At 48.1% G+C, this 16,978-nt stretch carries 13 protein-coding genes; 12 read left to right on the top strand and 1 reads right to left on the bottom strand.

Annotation, left to right across the window (positions count from 1 at the left end):
* The first annotated feature begins 12 nt into the window (after positions 1-12).
* The 10 genes from ACZM6M_RS11365 to ACZM6M_RS11320 are packed head-to-tail and all read left to right on the top strand — an operon-like array spanning position 13 to position 14,330.
* A complete protein-coding gene (locus ACZM6M_RS11365) occupies positions 13-1,578 on the top strand; it encodes an extracellular solute-binding protein (RefSeq protein WP_337433798.1) in 1,566 nt (521 codons plus the stop codon).
* A gap of 26 nt (positions 1,579-1,604) precedes the next feature.
* On the top strand, positions 1,605-2,558 hold the full coding sequence (locus ACZM6M_RS11360) for an ABC transporter permease (RefSeq protein ID WP_296036954.1): 954 nt from the start codon (positions 1,605-1,607) through the stop codon (positions 2,556-2,558).
* Between the two features lie 14 nt (positions 2,559-2,572).
* Complete coding sequence (locus ACZM6M_RS11355) at positions 2,573-3,412, top strand: carbohydrate ABC transporter permease (protein WP_296036951.1); 840 nt, start codon at positions 2,573-2,575, stop codon at positions 3,410-3,412.
* A 22-nt stretch (positions 3,413-3,434) separates the two neighbouring features.
* Complete coding sequence (locus ACZM6M_RS11350) at positions 3,435-4,988, top strand: glycoside hydrolase family 43 protein (RefSeq protein ID WP_489490437.1); 1,554 nt, start codon at positions 3,435-3,437, stop codon at positions 4,986-4,988.
* Positions 4,951-6,753, top strand: coding sequence for a family 43 glycosylhydrolase (locus tag ACZM6M_RS11345; protein ID WP_419504323.1), 1,803 nt, complete (start codon positions 4,951-4,953; stop codon positions 6,751-6,753). The genes ACZM6M_RS11350 and ACZM6M_RS11345 overlap by 38 nt, the downstream gene beginning before the upstream one ends.
* On the top strand, positions 6,710-7,366 hold the full coding sequence (locus tag ACZM6M_RS11340; protein ID WP_296036945.1) for a rhamnogalacturonan acetylesterase: 657 nt from the start codon (positions 6,710-6,712) through the stop codon (positions 7,364-7,366). Before ACZM6M_RS11345 ends, ACZM6M_RS11340 begins: the two co-directional genes overlap by 44 nt.
* A gap of 1 nt (position 7,367) precedes the next feature.
* A complete protein-coding gene (locus ACZM6M_RS11335; protein ID WP_489490436.1) occupies positions 7,368-9,155 on the top strand; it encodes an ABC transporter ATP-binding protein in 1,788 nt (595 codons plus the stop codon).
* A 6-nt stretch (positions 9,156-9,161) separates the two neighbouring features.
* Positions 9,162-9,812, top strand: coding sequence for a YesL family protein (locus ACZM6M_RS11330; RefSeq protein ID WP_066547800.1), 651 nt, complete (start codon positions 9,162-9,164; stop codon positions 9,810-9,812).
* Complete coding sequence (locus tag ACZM6M_RS11325) at positions 9,805-10,911, top strand: dienelactone hydrolase family protein (protein ID WP_242962987.1); 1,107 nt, start codon at positions 9,805-9,807, stop codon at positions 10,909-10,911. Before ACZM6M_RS11330 ends, ACZM6M_RS11325 begins: the two co-directional genes overlap by 8 nt.
* 41 nt (positions 10,912-10,952) lie before the next feature.
* Positions 10,953-14,330 (top strand): bifunctional diguanylate cyclase/phosphodiesterase, encoded by a 3,378-nt coding sequence (locus tag ACZM6M_RS11320; protein ID WP_418926567.1) that lies wholly within the window; start codon positions 10,953-10,955, stop codon positions 14,328-14,330.
* Positions 14,331-14,391: 61 nt separating this feature from the next.
* Here the strand turns inward: ACZM6M_RS11320 and ACZM6M_RS11315 are convergent, their stop codons facing one another.
* Entirely contained in the window at positions 14,392-15,822 is a 1,431-nt protein-coding gene (locus ACZM6M_RS11315; RefSeq protein ID WP_340275494.1) for an amino acid permease, read from the bottom strand.
* 163 nt (positions 15,823-15,985) lie between these two features.
* Here ACZM6M_RS11315 and ACZM6M_RS11310 point away from each other — a divergent pair, with 163 nt between their 5' ends.
* Positions 15,986-16,459: a phospholipase D-like domain-containing protein gene (locus ACZM6M_RS11310; RefSeq protein WP_296036935.1), complete on the top strand. Its 474-nt coding sequence runs from the start codon at positions 15,986-15,988 to the stop codon at positions 16,457-16,459.
* Positions 16,345-16,978 (top strand): phospholipase D-like domain-containing protein (locus ACZM6M_RS11305; RefSeq protein ID WP_489490435.1); only part of this gene is annotated, 634 nt, incomplete at its 3' end. The genes ACZM6M_RS11310 and ACZM6M_RS11305, both read left to right, overlap by 115 nt.

The following is a 16,978-nucleotide window of genomic DNA, read 5'->3' as shown; positions in this document are numbered from 1 at the left end:
GGAGGGAAAACCATGAACAAAAGGGTTAGGTGTACCGCAGCCTTCGCTGCAGCGGTCATGGCAGCGTCTCTGCTTGGCGGCTGTGGTCAGAATGGCGTGACAGCACCTGAAAATGTGGAGAAGTACACAGCAGACGGAGAACTGATCAAACCGGAAAAAATTACGGTTATGGCAGACGGTACGGTTTTTACGAAACGGAATGGACGCGATGCCTTTGAGGCGCGCTGGGAAGAGCTGACAGGGATTGATATTGAATTTATCCAGCCGGATCACAGCGCTTATTACGACGTAGTAGGACAGACATTCGCTTCTGGCGTTAAAAACTGGCCGGATGTGATCCTGTTAAGTTCTACCTATTACAGCGGCTATGCGGAGGAAGGTGCTCTGTGGGATTTGACAGAGACGTATGAAAATTCTGATTTAAAGAAGTCCGGGCGGCTGACAGGAGAAGATGTCATTGACGGAATGCGCATCGGCGGACGGCTTTACGGACTTCCTGTAAACCGCGGCGGCGGATGTATTACCTATGTAAAAAAGAAGTGGCTGGACAACTGTAATCTGGAAGTGCCGACAAACTATGACGAATACATGAATATGTTAAAAGCATTTACAGAGGGAGATCCGGACGGAAACGGTGTGAACGGCGATACATACGCTCTTTCCGCAGCCGGCTTTATGGGTGAGGAATCTCCTTATACCAACTACCTGCCGGAATTTTATCAGAATTCCTATCCTTCCTTTACAAAGGATGAGAATGGAATGTGGTATGACGGCTTTATGGAGCAGGATTTCAAGGATTCTCTGCTTCGTTTAAGGGATGCTTATGTAAACGGATATGTTGATAAGGAAACGCTGACCAACGGCACCAGCGATGTGCGCAACAAGTTTTACGAAGACCGCTGTGGCGTATTTACCTACTGGTCCGGAACCTGGGCGGAAAACCTGCGGAGCAATCTGGCAAAGAATGGACTGGATGACGAGCTGGTTCCCCTTCCGCCGATCAAGGAGCTGGGAAATTATATAGAGAGAACGCCGGCTGTCTGGTGTATTACCAATTCCTGTAAATATCCGGAAGCCGTGTATAAATATTTTATTGAATCCATGATGGACGGCGGGGATATGCAGACGCTCTGGACTTATGGAGTAGAGGGCGTGCACTGGTCGGTTCAGGCTGAGACTGTCTGCGGAAATACATATGAGGAAGGCCAGTTCCATGGTCTGGAGAGCATGGACAAGCCGGGAACCCAGTACACAAAGGGACATATGGATCCGATCCTTTCCATTGTAGAGTGGGAAAATGATCCCGGTATTGATTTTGTTGCACCAGCGGCAAAGAATTCACAGGAGATATTCAAAGAACACTGCAAACAGTCCCTTATGGTTCCTTCTACAACGGAAATGGCTACCTATAATGGCGATCTGACAACTTTAAAGCGCTCCATTGTAGCAGATGTAGTAGTCCAGGGAATGCCGGTAGAGGAGGCATACCAGCGGTTTGAAAAGGAACACGGCGTAAAGTGGTCTAATATGATCGTGGATTCTCTTAACAGACTGGCTGAAACAGAGTCATCCAGGTAAACAAAAGAAAACGGGAGGAAAATAGAATGAAAAAAGAAACATCAAACCCGGGAACGGGAACGGTGCATAAAAAATCTCTGAAGCAGCAGATCTATTATTATAGAAGCTTCTATATTATGTTTATCCCTGTCTTTATTTTTGCAGTCGTATTTCATTATCTGCCAATGCTGGGAATCCGCTATTCCCTGTTTTCCTACAAGGGTATTAAGGCTCCGGAATTTATCGGATTGGCAAATTTTGAGCGTATGTTTTCCATGCCGGGCTTTTGGAGCGCCTTTGGAAATACGATCCTGTTAAGTGTGGTAAAGCTTCTGCTGAATACATTTATGGCAGTGCTGATCTCTATTCTGCTTAACGAGCTGCGCTTTATGAAGTTTAAAAAGGTAACGCAGACCATCGTGTATCTGCCCCATTTTATGTCATGGGTTGTGACTGCCTCTGTATTCACCCTGATCCTTTCTCCCGGTGATGCAGGACTGGTAAATTCAATCTTGATCAAGCTGGGGATTATTGATGAGGGAATCTATTTTCTGGGAGATAAAGAGTGGTGGAGAAGTATGTTCTATGCGATCAATATCTGGAAGGATACGGGCTGGGGAACGATCATTTTCATGGCTACCTTATCCGGCATCAATCCGGAGCTTTATGAGGCGGCTTCCATGGACGGGGCAAACCGCTGGAATCAGATCCGATACATTACGCTTCCCGCCCTTGCTAATACCATTATTACTGTTTTGATCTTGAATCTTGCAAAGGTTATGAATCTGTTCGAGTCTGTATTTGTACTGCAGAATGACGCGGTGATCCAGAAGGCAGACGTACTTCAGACCTATATCTATACCCAGACCTTTAACTCAGGAGCGCTTCCTGATTTTGGTTATACCACGGCAGTCAGTGTGACAGCGTCTGTTGTAGGCTGTATTCTGGTGCTGCTGTGCAACCGGGCAAGCTATAAGGTCCGCGGCAGAGGCATTGTATAGGAGGAATAAAAATTATGAGAACGAAAAGAAGGACTGTTTTTGATATAATTTCAGTCATCCTGTTTGTAATGATCAGTTTGATCATGCTGATTCCCATTTATAAGGTTCTGGTGGATTCTTTTGATTTAAAGACCGCTTATGGAATGCGTCTTCTGCCTCAGCAGTTTGGACTGGACGGATATATTTCCGTATTTACCAATCCTACCCTGTTCCAGCCGTTTCTGATTTCCTGTGTGACTACCATTGCGGGAACCTTCGCAGGACTTGCCATTTCCACACTGGGCGCCTATGTGCTGATCCAGTGGAAGATGCCGGGACGCAAGCTGCTGGCAAATTTCCTTTTATTTACTATGATCTTTAACGGCGGTATGATCCCTACCTATCTGGTTATGAAGGCTCTCGGCCTGACGAATACGCTCTGGGTTGTAATTCTGCTTCCTGCGATCAATGTATACAATCTGGTTCTGATGAGAAACTTCTTTGAAGGAATTCCGGCCAGCCTGTTTGAGTCTGCTGAGATTGACGGCTGTTCTCCTATGGGAACTTTCTTTAAGATCGTCCTTCCCTTATCCAAGGCTGCTTTAACAGCCATCGGACTGATGTTTGCGGTTCAGTACTGGAATGATTACACCAATTATAAACTTTACATTACAAATGAAAACCTGTATAATTTCCAGATGAAGCTGCGCTCCCTGATCTTAGGAAGCGACCTTCCCTCTGCAGTGGGAAGCGCAACGGAGAACACGATCAAGAATGCGGCAGTTATTGTAGCCATTCTTCCTTTTGTGATCATCTATCCATTCTGCCAGAAGTATTTTATTTCCGGCGTGAATATCGGCGCTGTCAAAGAGTGACAGACGCAGGGAGGAGAAATGTATGAACACTGGAACATATCAAAATCCAATTTTATATGCAGACTACTCCGATCCGGATGCAATCCGGGTCGGGGAAGATTATTACATGGTGGCATCTTCGTTTACATATCTTCCGGGGGTGCCTCTCCTTCATTCCAGGGATCTGGTTCATTGGGAGATCATCAATTACTGCGTACCGGCTCTGCCTTTTGAGAAATATGACCGGCCGGCTCATGGTTCGGGAACCTGGGCGCCATCCATCCGGTATCATAAGGGAGAGTTTTTTGTATTTATTCCACTGCCGGATGAGGGGATTTTTGTGGCGCGCTCCAAAGACCCGAAGAGAATATTTACACTGAACCGCCTCTGTGAATCCAGAGGCTGGATTGATCCGTGCCCGTTTTGGGATGAGGACGGAAGAGCCTATATGATCTTTGCTTATGCAAGAAGCCGCTGCGGGATTAAGCACCGTCTGGCTCTGGTGGAAATGGATCAGGAATGTACCCGGTTAAAGGGAGAGCCAAAGGTGATTTTTGACGGCACTCAGCTTGCGCCTACCAGCGAAGGGCCAAAACTGTATAAAAAGGATGGCTGGTATTATGTACTGATGCCTTCCGGAGGTGTTGCCACTGGCTGGCAGTCTGCCCTGCGGGCAAAGAAGATCTGGGGGCCTTATGAGTACAGGATTGTAATGCACCAGGGGAATACAGCCGTCAATGGGCCTCATCAGGGCGCATGGGTGGACACGCCGGAAGGAAGCAGCTGGTTTATCCATTTTCAGGACGTAGGAGAGTTAGGACGCATTGTCCATCTGCAGCCTATGTGCTTCCAGGATGGCTGGCCCTTTATCGGCTGTGAAACAAACGGCGATATGATCGGAGAGCCGGTAGAGGAGTGGGAGCTGCCTAAAGCAGGACAGCCTGCTTACAGGATTGCGGACTCAGATGAATTTGAAACCGGACGTCCGGGCCTGCAGTGGCAGTGGCAGTCCAACCCCAGAGAAGCTTTTTTTGCGCAGGAAGCAAAAAAGGGAAGCCTTAAGCTGGCCTGTCTGGCAAATCCAGAGCGTGAGAATCTTTTATGGTATGCTCCCAACGTGATGACCCAGATCCCTCAGTCCAATGCATTTACGGCAGAAGTAAAGCTTAAGCTGTCTGGCGGCGACGGGACAGAGGGCTGTGACGGCGATATGGCCGTTTTGGGCATGACGGGCCATCACTATGCGTTCTGCGGTCTGGAACGGGAAAACGAAAGGCTTTGGCTGCGCCTTTACGAAGGCTTTGTCACAGGAAAAGAGTTTGAAGGCCAGGCGATGGAGGGACTGGCTGCTTCAAAGGAGTGGAATCAGGATAAAGCCCTGTGGCTGCGCATGGAGCTTGGTGAAGACAAAATGTTTTTCTTTTCTGTTTCTGACGACGGCAGCACCTTCCTCCCCTTCGGCCCTTCCTTCCATCTGGCAAAGGGAACCTGGACAGGGGCCAAGCTCTGCCTGTGGGCCTGCAATCGGAACAATATCGCATCAGGAGGATGGGGAGAATATGATTACATACACATCAGCCACAAAAAAGATCGCTGAGGAGGCCTTTCAGGCGGCTCTTTTGGGCGATCTGGACAAAGTAAAGCAGCTGGCAGGCCATACCTTCCATCTGGAAACCTGTGATGAGAAAGGGAACAGCCTTCTTCATTATGCGGTAAGAAGCAAAAATCTTGAGCTGGTGCGTTTCCTTACAGAAGCGGGAGGGCTGGATCTGACCTGGGCCAATGCAGATCTGGTAACGCCCTTTGATCTGGCTCATATCCAGGCCAAGGAGCATCCGGGCGATCTGGCGGCAGAGGAAATGGAAGCCTGGATTGCTTCCGTCTGCGGCTTTTCCCATGAAGCCTGCTACCGCAATCCGGTGGTCCGGGGGATGTACCCAGATCCCAGCATTGTGCGTGTGGGAGAAGACTACTACATGGTTAATTCCAGCTTTATCTTTTTTCCGGGAATTCCGGTGTCCCATTCCAGAGATCTGGTCCACTGGGAAACCATTGGATATGTGGCGGCGGATCCGGACTGGGCCAGGAAGTATCTGGGGCCGTTAGAGGGCGGAAGAGGCTTCTGGGCGCCGGATATCAGCTATCATGACGGCTGGTTTACCGTCTGTGCCACCCTTCGGATGAATGATGACGCGGATTGTATCCAAACCCAGTTTGTGGCCCGTTCCAGAAAGCCGGAAGGCCCTTATGAGAAACCGGTGATCCACAAAGTTTTAGGAATCGATCCCTCCATTTTCCATGATGAGGACGGGCGCACCTATATGCTTCTTAACCGCGGAGCACGCATCATGGAGATCTCTGAGGACGGGAAAGAATGTCTTTCAGAACCGGAGCTGATCTGGTATGGCTGGGATAAGCATGGGCCTGAGGGGCCTCATATTTTGAAAAAGGACGGCTGGTATTACTGTTTCCTGGCTGAGGGTGGAACCGGGATCGGACACAAAATTACGGTGGCCCGCTCCCGGCAGCTTATGGGCCCCTATGAGGACTGTCCCTATAACCCGATCATGACCCAGAAGGATCCGGCTGCAGCCATCCAGTGCTGCGGCCATGGAAAACCGGTCAGTACTCCAGACGGACGCTGGTATATGGTATATCTCTGTTCGCGGTATCTGGACGGAAAATGGGGAATTTTGGGAAGAGAAACGTGTCTGGATGAGATTACCTGGACACCCGATGGCTGGCCGCTGGTAAATCAGAGAAAAGGCCCCTCTTATATGGCAAAGCTTCCTCTTAATGGATTGCAGAAACCGGATCCGGTTAAGCTTCCTTATGACGGCTGGCTCTGTCCAAGAACCATTGACAGAGAGCGTAGCTTCGTTTCTCCCGAAGGAATCCTTCGTATCCGGGGAGAAGGAAAGGACTTAAATGACAGAAGCTGCGTCAGCCTTCTGGTAAAACGCCAGCCGGATTTTAACTTTACCTGCGAATATGAAATGTGGGCTCCGGATGAGGATGGATACCGGGACGCCGGACTTACCTTATATTATGATGAAAACACATTTATAAAATTTGGCATAAAGGATCGCTGCCTGTTTGTCAGAGAATATGTGGACAATGCCTATGTCCGCTGTCTGGAGCAGGATTTCGAGCCGGGAAGCAGCCATGTTTACCTTAAAATAGTCACAGAAGGGCTTAAGCGGTCTTTCTATATCAATGGAACCGTTGTCGGCGTTTTGGATCACGTTACATCCCTTTGTTCAGAGGGATTAAAAAAAGGAAAACGCTTTACAGGAGCAATGACAGGAGTGTATAACAATGGAACGAATTTTATATGCTGGAGACAGCACCGTAGCATTTAATAAGATCAATACATATCCCCAGACCGGTATGAGCCAGGCTCTTCCGCTGTATCTGAAGGATAATATCCAGGTAATAAGCTTTGCAAAAAACGGCCGCAGCACCAGGTCCTTTATTGCAGAGGGACGGCTTGCCGCCATTGAGAAGGAACTTAAGAAGGGGGATTATCTGTTCGTCCAGTTCGGTCACAATGATTCAAAAGCAGATGAAGCGCGTCACACCGATCCGGATACGGATTTTAAGGAAAATCTTCGGATGTTTGCAGAGACAGCAAAGGCCTGCGGTGCAAAGGCCGTATTTATTACCCCCATTGCCAGACGTCTGTTTGATGAAAACGGAACTTTTAAACCGGGAAGCCACGGTGCCTATCCCAGGGCGATGAAAGAGGCGGCAAAGGAAGCAGGCGTTCCGGTTGTGGATCTTACTACTGTGACAGAACAGTATCTGGCACAGGTGGGGGAACTGTGGTCTCGTCCACTGTTTGTGTGGCCAAAGGACAATACCCATTTAAAATATGAAGGGGCCGTTATGATGGCCGGATTCCTTGCAGAGGGCCTTCGGGCATTGGGAGAGCCATACAGCAGCCTTCTGGCAGAGGAGAAGGAGGAGCAGTAAAATGGACCGGTATCAGGAGATGGAGCGCCGCTTTGCAGCCTGTTATCAAAAGCATGGGAAGCACTCTGTACGGGTGCTTCTGGAATTCTACAGGGGACAGTATCACAAATTTCTTCTCTCCACTCTCTTTTTCCTGCTGAAACATTCCCCGGCCCTCCTTTCCCCTCTTTTGATCGCAAATGTAGTCAATGGGGTGATCGAGGGAGGAGAAGCCGGGAGCAGGGCAATTTTTATTAATGTGGGAATCTGGCTGGGGCTTTTGAGCATCCATCTGCCTGCAAACTGGATCCACAATCAGCTGAAAAGCCGTGTGATCCGAAATACGGAAGCCGGACTTCGGGCGGCTCTGGTAAGAAAACTCCAGGAGCTGTCCATTCCTTATCATACGGGCAGTCAGTCGGGACGCCTTCAGTCAAAGATCATGCGTGATGTGGAGGCGGTGGAAACCCTGTCATCCCAGCTTTTTGTCAATCTGCTTAATATTGTGATGAATCTCGTTATCACACTGTCTATCACAGCCGTAAAAAACAGGCTCATCCTTGTGTTTTTTGTTCTGGTTGCTCCGGTGGCTGCCGGAGCGGTAGTGGCATTCAGAGCCAAGATCCACAGGGAAAACCGCTCCTTCCGTCAGGGAATGGAGGAAACCAGCGCAAGGGTGATGGAGATGGTAGAAATGGTTCCTGTCGCCAGGGCTCATGCCCTGGAGGATAAGGAAGCGGCCAGGATCAGCGCCCTCCTTGAAGAAACAGCCAACCGGGGCTACCGGCTGGATATGGTGCAGGCCCACTTTGGGGCTGTAAGCTGGGTGGTATTTCAGGTATTTCAGGTGGTATGTCTGGCGGTTTCTGGTTTTATGGCTATGTCTGGTCTCATAAAGGTGGGGGATGTGACCTTTTATCAGTCCAGCTTTACGACGGTAGTGAATCAGTTTTCTGCTCTGATCAATCTGCTTCCTATTCTTACAAAGGGATTGGAATCCGTTTCCTCCATCGGGGAGGTACTGTCCTCGGATGAGATAGAGGAAAATGAAGGAAAGGAAGAGCTGCTTTCCCTAAGAGGAGAATACGCTTTTAAACAGGTAAGTTTTTCCTATCCGGGCAGCAGCAAAGAAGTGCTCCACGGATTGGATTTTACGGTAAAACAGGGTGAAACCATTGCTTTGGTAGGCGAGTCGGGCTCTGGAAAGACAACTATTTTAAATATGCTCATTGGTTTTATCCTGCCTTCTGGGGGACAGCTTATGTTAGACGGGAAAGATATGAAGGGCCTGAATTTAAGAACCTACCGCCGTTTTCTGTCCGTGGTGCCCCAAACGCCGGTACTGTTTACCGGAACGGTGCGGGAAAATATTACCTATGGTCTGGAACATGTGAGCGAGGAACAGATCGCGCAGGCGGTAGAAGCAGCCAATCTGTCTGAGGTGGTAAAAAGGCTGCCCCAGGGGCTTGACACCATGATCGAAGAGCATGGAGCCAATTTAAGCGGGGGCCAGCGCCAGAGGATTTCCATTGCAAGGGCGCTGATCCGCAATCCTCAGGTCATTATTCTGGATGAGGCTACGTCGGCTCTGGACAGCATCTCTGAGTCGGAGATCCAGGAGGCCTTAGAACGCCTCACAAAGGGAAGGACTACCTTTATTGTGGCTCACCGCCTTTCTACCGTGCGCGGAGCCGACAGGATCCTTGTCATCGGACAGGGAAGGATCAGGGAACAGGGAAGCTATCAGGAGCTGATGGCAAAAAAAGGAGAATTTTATCAGATGGAACAGCTTCAGAGAATGGTGAGGTAGGAAAATATGCTGCGATATGACGGACCATTTATAACGTTTTTAATGAAACTGGGAGACATGATCATCCTTCACGTACTCTGGCTCCTCTGCAGCCTGCCGGTTATAACGGCAGGACCTGCTTTGGCAGCCGCCCATTATGCAGCCCTGCGGATTGTCAGGGATGAAGGCGGCTCTGTGTGCTCCATGTTTTTTAAAGCCTTCCGGATTAATTTTTTTCAGGCGCTTCCTCTGGGAGTTATAAGTCTTTTAGCCGGTGCGGTGATCGGAACCGATCTGTACCTGCTTTCCGGCCCGGTACAGCCAAAGGGAGCGGCGGGACTTTTTATGCTGGCTCTTACCGTGTTTCTTTCCATTCTTTACGGGATTCTTATGCTGTGGCTGTGGCCGGTACTTGTAACCTTTGAAAATACATGGATGGGAACCATAAAAAGTGCATACATGATGGCAGCATCAAACTGGGGGGCAACCTCTGCCATGATCCTTCAGGATCTTGTACTGGGGATCGCTGCAGTATTCAGTATTGCCTTTCTGCCCCAGGCGGCCATTATTTTTCTTATTTTCGGCTGTCCGCTGTTTTTTGTGGTCAATGCCTTCCATATACGCAGAGCCTTTGACAGGATAAGGGAAAATAGCAGTAAGGAGGACGAAGATGAGTAACACAGGAGAACGGATCCTGCCAGTGAGCCGCTATTATGACAGCCTAAACGGGATGAAGCGAAAATATGACCGTCTGGCAAGGCAGGAGGCTTTTTCAGGAACGAACGTGGAAGAATGGACGGGATGGAAAAATAAGGAAAAGAAGCGCTTGTGGGAGCTTTTGGGAATGGACAAAATGGAAATCTGCTCCCCCTGCCCTGAAATAGCGGAACGAGTCATGCTGGACGGAGGAATCCTGAGGGAAAAGCTTCTTTTGCAGGTGGAACCGGATATATGGATGCCGGTGTATCTGCTGATCCCGCCGGGCAGCGGACGTCATTCCGATTGTGTCCTTGCTCCCCATGGACATCAGGGGGCGGGAAAATACAGTGTGGCCGGCTGCAGTGAGATTCCGGCAGTGGCAGAGGCGATTGACCGTTTCCATTACGATTACGGCCTCTATCTGGCCCGGCTGGGATATGTTGCCGTCTGTCCCGATGCCAGAGGCTTTGGCGAGCGGAGGGATCTGGCTTTTCAGAAGGATGAGGAAAATGCATTTATGCGCGGAACCTGTTTCTATCTGGCCCATATGGCAGAGCCCCTTGGAATGACTGTGGCAGGAATGAATACCTGGGATCTGATGCGCCTGATCGACTATCTGGAAGAGAGGGGAGAATGGAATACAGAGCATCTGGGCTGCGTGGGCTTTTCTGGCGGAGGACTTCAGACGCTGTATCTGGCTGCATTGGATGAGCGTGTACGTTATGCAGTGATCAGCGGTTATCTGTATGGATTTAAAGACTCCCTTCTGGAATTAAATGGAAATTGCAGCTGCAATTATGTCCCGGGGCTCTGGAATGCGCTGGATATGGGAGATATTGCGTCCCTCATTGCGCCCAGACCACTTGTGATCCAGTCCGGCAGGGCAGATCACTTAAACGGCCCAAGGGGCATTGTCAATGCAGAGGAACAGGTGGAGATCGTACGAAAAGCCTATGGGTTAAACGGCGCCGCAGAATGTCTGGTCCACCGCTGTTATGAAGGGGGCCATCAGTTCCATGAAGAGGACCTGGAAGAAGATCTGAAAAGAATGAAATTTTTTACACAAATCTCCGGTTAGATGATAAAATACATAGTATCAATAAAGGAGATTTGATACATATGGATATAAGGGAAGATTTGAATATATATATGCAGATCATCCGTCTTCTGGATGAAAGCGTCAATGGATATCTTTATGCCTGTGATCTGCAGGATGACCGCATGTATTTTACAGATAAGATCTGCCGCAGATTTGCACTGCCTTTTTCCGGAGAGCAGGGAATCCCGTTTAAAGAATGGGAAGCTGTTATTTATGACCGGGATGTAAAGCTCATAAAAGACGATATGGAGGCGGTCCGTTCGGGTAAAAGAAACGGCTGTGATATCGAATGCCGGATGATCGACAGGGAAGGAAACCGGGTGGGCGTTCATTGGCGTGCAACGGTGCATGCGGATAAGTCAGGAAAGCCGGCAGTCCTTTTAGGGAGCATGGATGAGCTTGTCCTGGGACAGAGGATCGACAGTCTGACCGGATTGTGGAATTATGATAAGTGTACAGAGGATCTGGAATCTGCTGTTTTAAAAGAAAAGGGATATTTTATCGTTTTTGGAATTGATAATTTTAAGCATATCAATGTAAAAAATGGAAGACCCTTTGGAAATGATGTTTTAAAGCGGATGACAGAAAGTCTGGAAAAAAATGCAGACTGTTCGGTTACGCTGTATCGGCTGGATGGAGACTGTTTTGCAGCAACCCTTCCGGGAAAAGGGAAAAAGGAAGTATTCTCCTTTTACGATACCGTCAGGCAGGAGATGGAAAAAGAGTGCACTTTATCAGCGGGAGCTGCCGCTTATTCCCCTAACCGGGGCATGGATGGCTGGATCGTATACCAGTTTGCGGAAAATGCCCTTGACCGGGCAAAAAAAGAGGGAAAAAATATGCTTATTTTCTTCTCTCCCGAAGATTATCAGAAAAAACTGGATCAGATTGAGCTTTTGGATGAGCTTAAGTCAGCTGTTGATCAGGGCTGCAGGGGATTTTATCTCTGTTATCAGCCCCAGATTGACAGTAAAAACTACGGATTGTACGGAGCCGAAGCGCTGCTTCGCTATGAATCAGGAAAACGCGGGATGGTAGGGCCCGATCAGTTTATTCCTCTGCTGGAGCAGAGCGGCCTGATCTGTGAAGTAGGATTATGGGTACTGAGGACAGCCATCCGACAGAGCGTATTATGGCGCAGGATTCTTCCAAGCTTTCATATCAGCGTAAATATATCCTATGTGCAGCTTCGTCAAAAGGAAATCGAGGAAGAGGTTTTAGGTATTCTCAGGGAAGAAGGACTGCCGGGAGACGCTCTCACTCTGGAAGTGACGGAAAGTATGCAGCTTCAGGACTATACCTATTATAATAAGATCTTTTATGACTGGAAGCGAAAAGGAATCCAGATTGCCATTGATGATTTCGGAACAGGATACTCCAGCTTAAGCTATTTAAAAAGCATTGATATTGATGAAACAAAGATTGACCGCTGTTTTGTGAATCGTATCCAGAAAAATGCCTACAACTACAGGCTTTTGGATAATGTAATACAGCTGGCTCACAGCGCGCGGATACGTGTCTGCTGTGAAGGCGTTGAGACGGAAGAAGAGCTGTTTGTTTTAAAGGAACTGTGTCCGGATGTGCTTCAGGGATATCTTTTTGCCAGACCCTGCAGAAAAGAGGAATTTGAACAGACCTATCTGAACCGGGATTCAAAGGCCTATAAGGAACGGAGAGAGTGGCTGTTAAAATTCAGGTGTCCGGCTGCCAGAGACGGAAAGCTGGATGGTACACAAGAGCGTACGGAGGAGACGTATGAAGACATTCTGGAGCATACCAGCCTGGGACTGTGGAGGATATGCGCAGATTTTGAAACAGAGTGCTACGAGCTGTATGCAGATCCGGTGATGCTTCGGGTCATGGGAGTGGAAACGGCTCTTTCGCCAAAAGAATGTTATTTCCACTGGTACAACAGGATCAATGACGGATATTACAACTATATTAACCTTGCGATCCAGAGTGCGGTTGAAACGGGTAAGATTACACAGGTCGAGTATACATGGAATCATCCTTCCAGAGGTGAGGTTACGGTACGCTGTATGATGATACGGGCCAAAAGGGAGAACAGCACGGTCTGGCTGGAGGGGTATCACCGGATCATCAGCGATCTGGAACGGCCTGATTTTCTGCCTGGCGGTCTTAAGAGCGAGATCTTTGAATACAACGAGCATAAGAAAACCATTTATTTCCATACGAAGCGTCAGATGATCGCGGGAGATAAGATCCGGGAAGAGGATTTTCCGGAATGCTGGATCCGAAAACAGATTGTCCATCCTCATTTTGCAGATGAATTTCAAACTATGTTCCGGGATGTTAAGGATAAGTGGAATCGGGCAGGCAGCGAGATGCTTTTTCGGACCAAATCCGGTTCCTATGAGTGGTTTAAGGTAAAGACCCGTCACCTCAGCGATAAAAAGGAGGATGTTTATACAGTTGCAGTGCTCATGGATCCTGCAGATCAGGAACGTGCCATAGAGCTGGAATATATGAAAAAGACGGATTTTTATGAGGCTCTTCTTTCGGAAACTGTGGCCCATGCAGAGATAGATGTGGAAAGCGGCCATATTATGGAGGCAGCAGGGCTGTGGGCATTCGTCCAGAGCAAGGATCAGGAACAGGATTTTGAAAGCATTATTCAGCAGCAGATGAGAAGTGATCAGATTTTTTGTGAGGATCGGGAGCTTTATGCATCGTATATGGATCTTTCCTATATGAAGGAAATGTATAAAAGCGGAACCAATACGGTTGAATTGTGCTTCCGCCACTATGTGAAAGAGCGTCTCTGCTGGATGAAGCTGGTGATCCACGTATTTCAGGATCATTATACAGAAAATATGTATGCTCTTGTGTATCTGAAAAATATTGATGCTGAAAAGAGGAGAGAGCTTGCGGCTGAGACAGCGGCCAAAAGTGATCCTCTTACCAGGGTATACAACCGGAGCAGCTTTGAAGAAGAGGTATCTGATTTTATGACAACCGGTGAAGATTCTGCAAGGGGAGCGCTGCTGATCCTGGATTTAGATGATTTTAAACAGGTCAATGACCGCTTTGGCCATTTAAAGGGAGATGAGGTATTGAAATCACTGGCAGAAGTGCTGCGCCATACCTTCCGAAGCCACGATCTGATTGGACGTCTGGGCGGAGATGAATTTCTTGTATTTGTAAAAGGCATTGAAAATAAGGAAATCCTGGATAGGAGAATGGATCAGCTGTTTAGTCGGCTGAATGATTCCTGCGGGGACTTTCTTTTCTGCAGTGCCGGTATCTGTTTTGTATCGGGAGAAGGCTTTGATTATCAAAAAGCGCTCAAATGCGCAGATACGGCCCTGTATGAGAGCAAGAAGAAGGGAAAAAGAAGGTACAGCTATTACGAAAAAATGGAAGATATGAAAGTCTGAAAGGAAAAAGCCCTGTGAGATCCGGATGAACGGATGCACAGGGCTTTTTTCAGGTATTTTTTCAGCCGGCAGCTTTTTCGTTTTTCTTGATGATCGGAAGGATCAGGCCAAGAGCAGTAAGCACAAAAGGAGTGATCACGTTTAAAGCCGTAGATGCCGGATCGCCTTCTACATACATACCAAAGATACAGCAGAATGCAGTGACAACGAAGCACCAGATGCCGGCAGTCAGAGCAATGCCCTGATTTTTTACAAAACGGTATTCCGGATGGAATTTGTCTGCTGCCTTGCGCAGAGCGATGTAGGCTACGAATACCCACAGGTAACGCAGAGGCATGGTGACAGAGTTTAACTTGTTTAACTGTGTCAGTACAGCTGCGGCTCCGGGAACGAAGGACTGGATCAGAATAATACTTCCGGACAGGCCGGCTACCATAAAGATACCGTTGATATAAGCGCCATGCTGATTCTTCTTTAACAATTTGGTAGGAACGAACTGTCTTGCATCCTCATTGTCAAGAAGCATACGCAGCGGAGCATCGATACTTAAAACCAGAGTAGAGAACTGGCCGATGGCATTGCAGGCTGCATAGATAATTAACAGCAGGTTTCCTACATGGTAGTATTCACCCAGTTTCTGGAAGGACCAGTAAGCGCCGTTGGATACATAGGAGTTAAAGCTTTCAGAGCTTTCGTTGATCACAGCAGGATCGAACATCATACCCATAGCGATGGTTCCAAGGATTGCGCAGACCATAACCATAATGGCAAGAGCGATCATACCCTTGGGGAAACCGCGGGAAGGATCCTTTACCTTATTTACATAAGGGGAGATCTTCTCACAGCCACCTACGGCAAATACCAGGATGGATAAGGAGGTAAAGTATCCCAGGTTAAACTGAGGGATCAGTGTCTCCTTGCTGAATTCCATGGTAACATAGCCGCCGTTTGGATTGATGGCAGGAGCTGCAAACATCATCAGGATATACAGGATGGACATAACGAACATACTGGTTCCGGCAATGGTTGCAAGCTTTTTTAATGGGTTTAAGCCGCGGCTTGCTACCCAGCAGAAGAATAAAAGCGCAGCCAGTGTAGCCAGCTGGATCCAGATGGTTGGGAACTGGTCATAAGTAGTTCCGTTCTGGAAGAACATCCAGCTTAATGCCTTTAAGCCGCCGCTTCCCTTGCTGGCGATATAGGTAACGTGGCAGGCCCAGTAAGTCCAGCCTGCGTAGTAGGCAAATTTCGGGCTGATCGTTTCGTGGATCCAGGAGCTGACGCCGCCGCCGGAAGTTTTAAAAGCAGATCCCAGCTCGCCTACCATAAGGGCATAGGGCACAAAATACAGTGCGAACATCAGGATCCAGCTGAAAATAACCTGTATACCGTTAAAGTATACAAAGCCGTTGAGTACATTTCCGAAGCCCCAGACCGTAGAAAAGGCCATGAATGCCAGGGTGTACCAGGTGATTTTCTTTGTGTTTTCCATTGATAACCTTCCTTTTCTAAAATGTTTAACTTCACTAGGATATCATATTTCTATGAAATATTCAAATGAAAGTAATATTTTTTTATTAAAATTTTTAAGAATTTTTATTTATCTGTGATATACTTCTTTTTATAACATCTGAAAATGAAAGAGGAAGCTGCAAATGAAAAAATGGCTTCGATATACCGTTCTGATATTGCTTTTGTGGCTTTTATTCGTGATCCTTTGTCTGGTGGTCCCGCCGCTGTTTCATAAAGAAGCAGGATATGGCCCAGGGGCGGATGCAGAAGGAGATAGCTTTAGTACGCCGGAACGGATTCTCTGTATTGATGATAATAAAGAGGCTCTGATCTGGAGACTGAGACTGATCGGGGCTGCTAAAGAACGGATCATTCTCACTACCTTTGATTTCAGAGATGAGGAAAGCGGACAGGATATCATGGCGGCTTTGTGGGAGGCAGAAATACAGACAACCGGTTTTTGGGATATTATAAGGAAAGCTATAACGAGGATAGGGATCTGTTGGTCTATGGAGAGAAGCCGGGACAAGGTAGTTCTTTTCAGGCGCTGGAAGCATCTTTTCATGAGATTTGGAATCAGCCCTGCTGTAAGGAGTTTGATGCAAAAGGCGGCATAGGCGGGCTGGAGAAGTGCTGTGAGCGGGTGAAAGAGCGGTATCCGGAAGCCTTTGACCGGATTTATTCAAAAGAGGACTGGGAGAAGGCTACCATGGAAACCAGGGGAATTGAACTGTGGACGAATCCCACAGAGCCGGAAAATAAGGAGCCTGTTGTATGGGAAAGGATGATCGCAGCCATGGAAGGGGAAGAAGATATCCTGGTACAGACTCCCTATATGATCTGCAGCAGAAAGATGTATGAGGATCTTCGCTCTGTCTGTGAAAAGGGCGCCAGAGTGGACATTGTGATTAATGCCGTAGAAAGCGGCACCAACCCCTTTGGATGTACCGATTATCTTAATCAGAAAAAGAAGATCTGCCAGACTGGAGTCCATATTTATGAGTATCTGGGAGACCAGGCGCAGCATACCAAATCGCTGGCAGTAGACTGCCCTGAATTAAACGCCTCTATCCGTGAGCAGGCACGGCCATTAAAAGAAAAAAGCCGCCACATGAGCCCGGATGGCCGGACTGAGG

The organism is Enterocloster sp., assembly GCF_057861365.1.
Note: the sequence above shows the minus strand (reverse complement) of the source record. Positions and strands in the feature narration are given on the sequence as shown.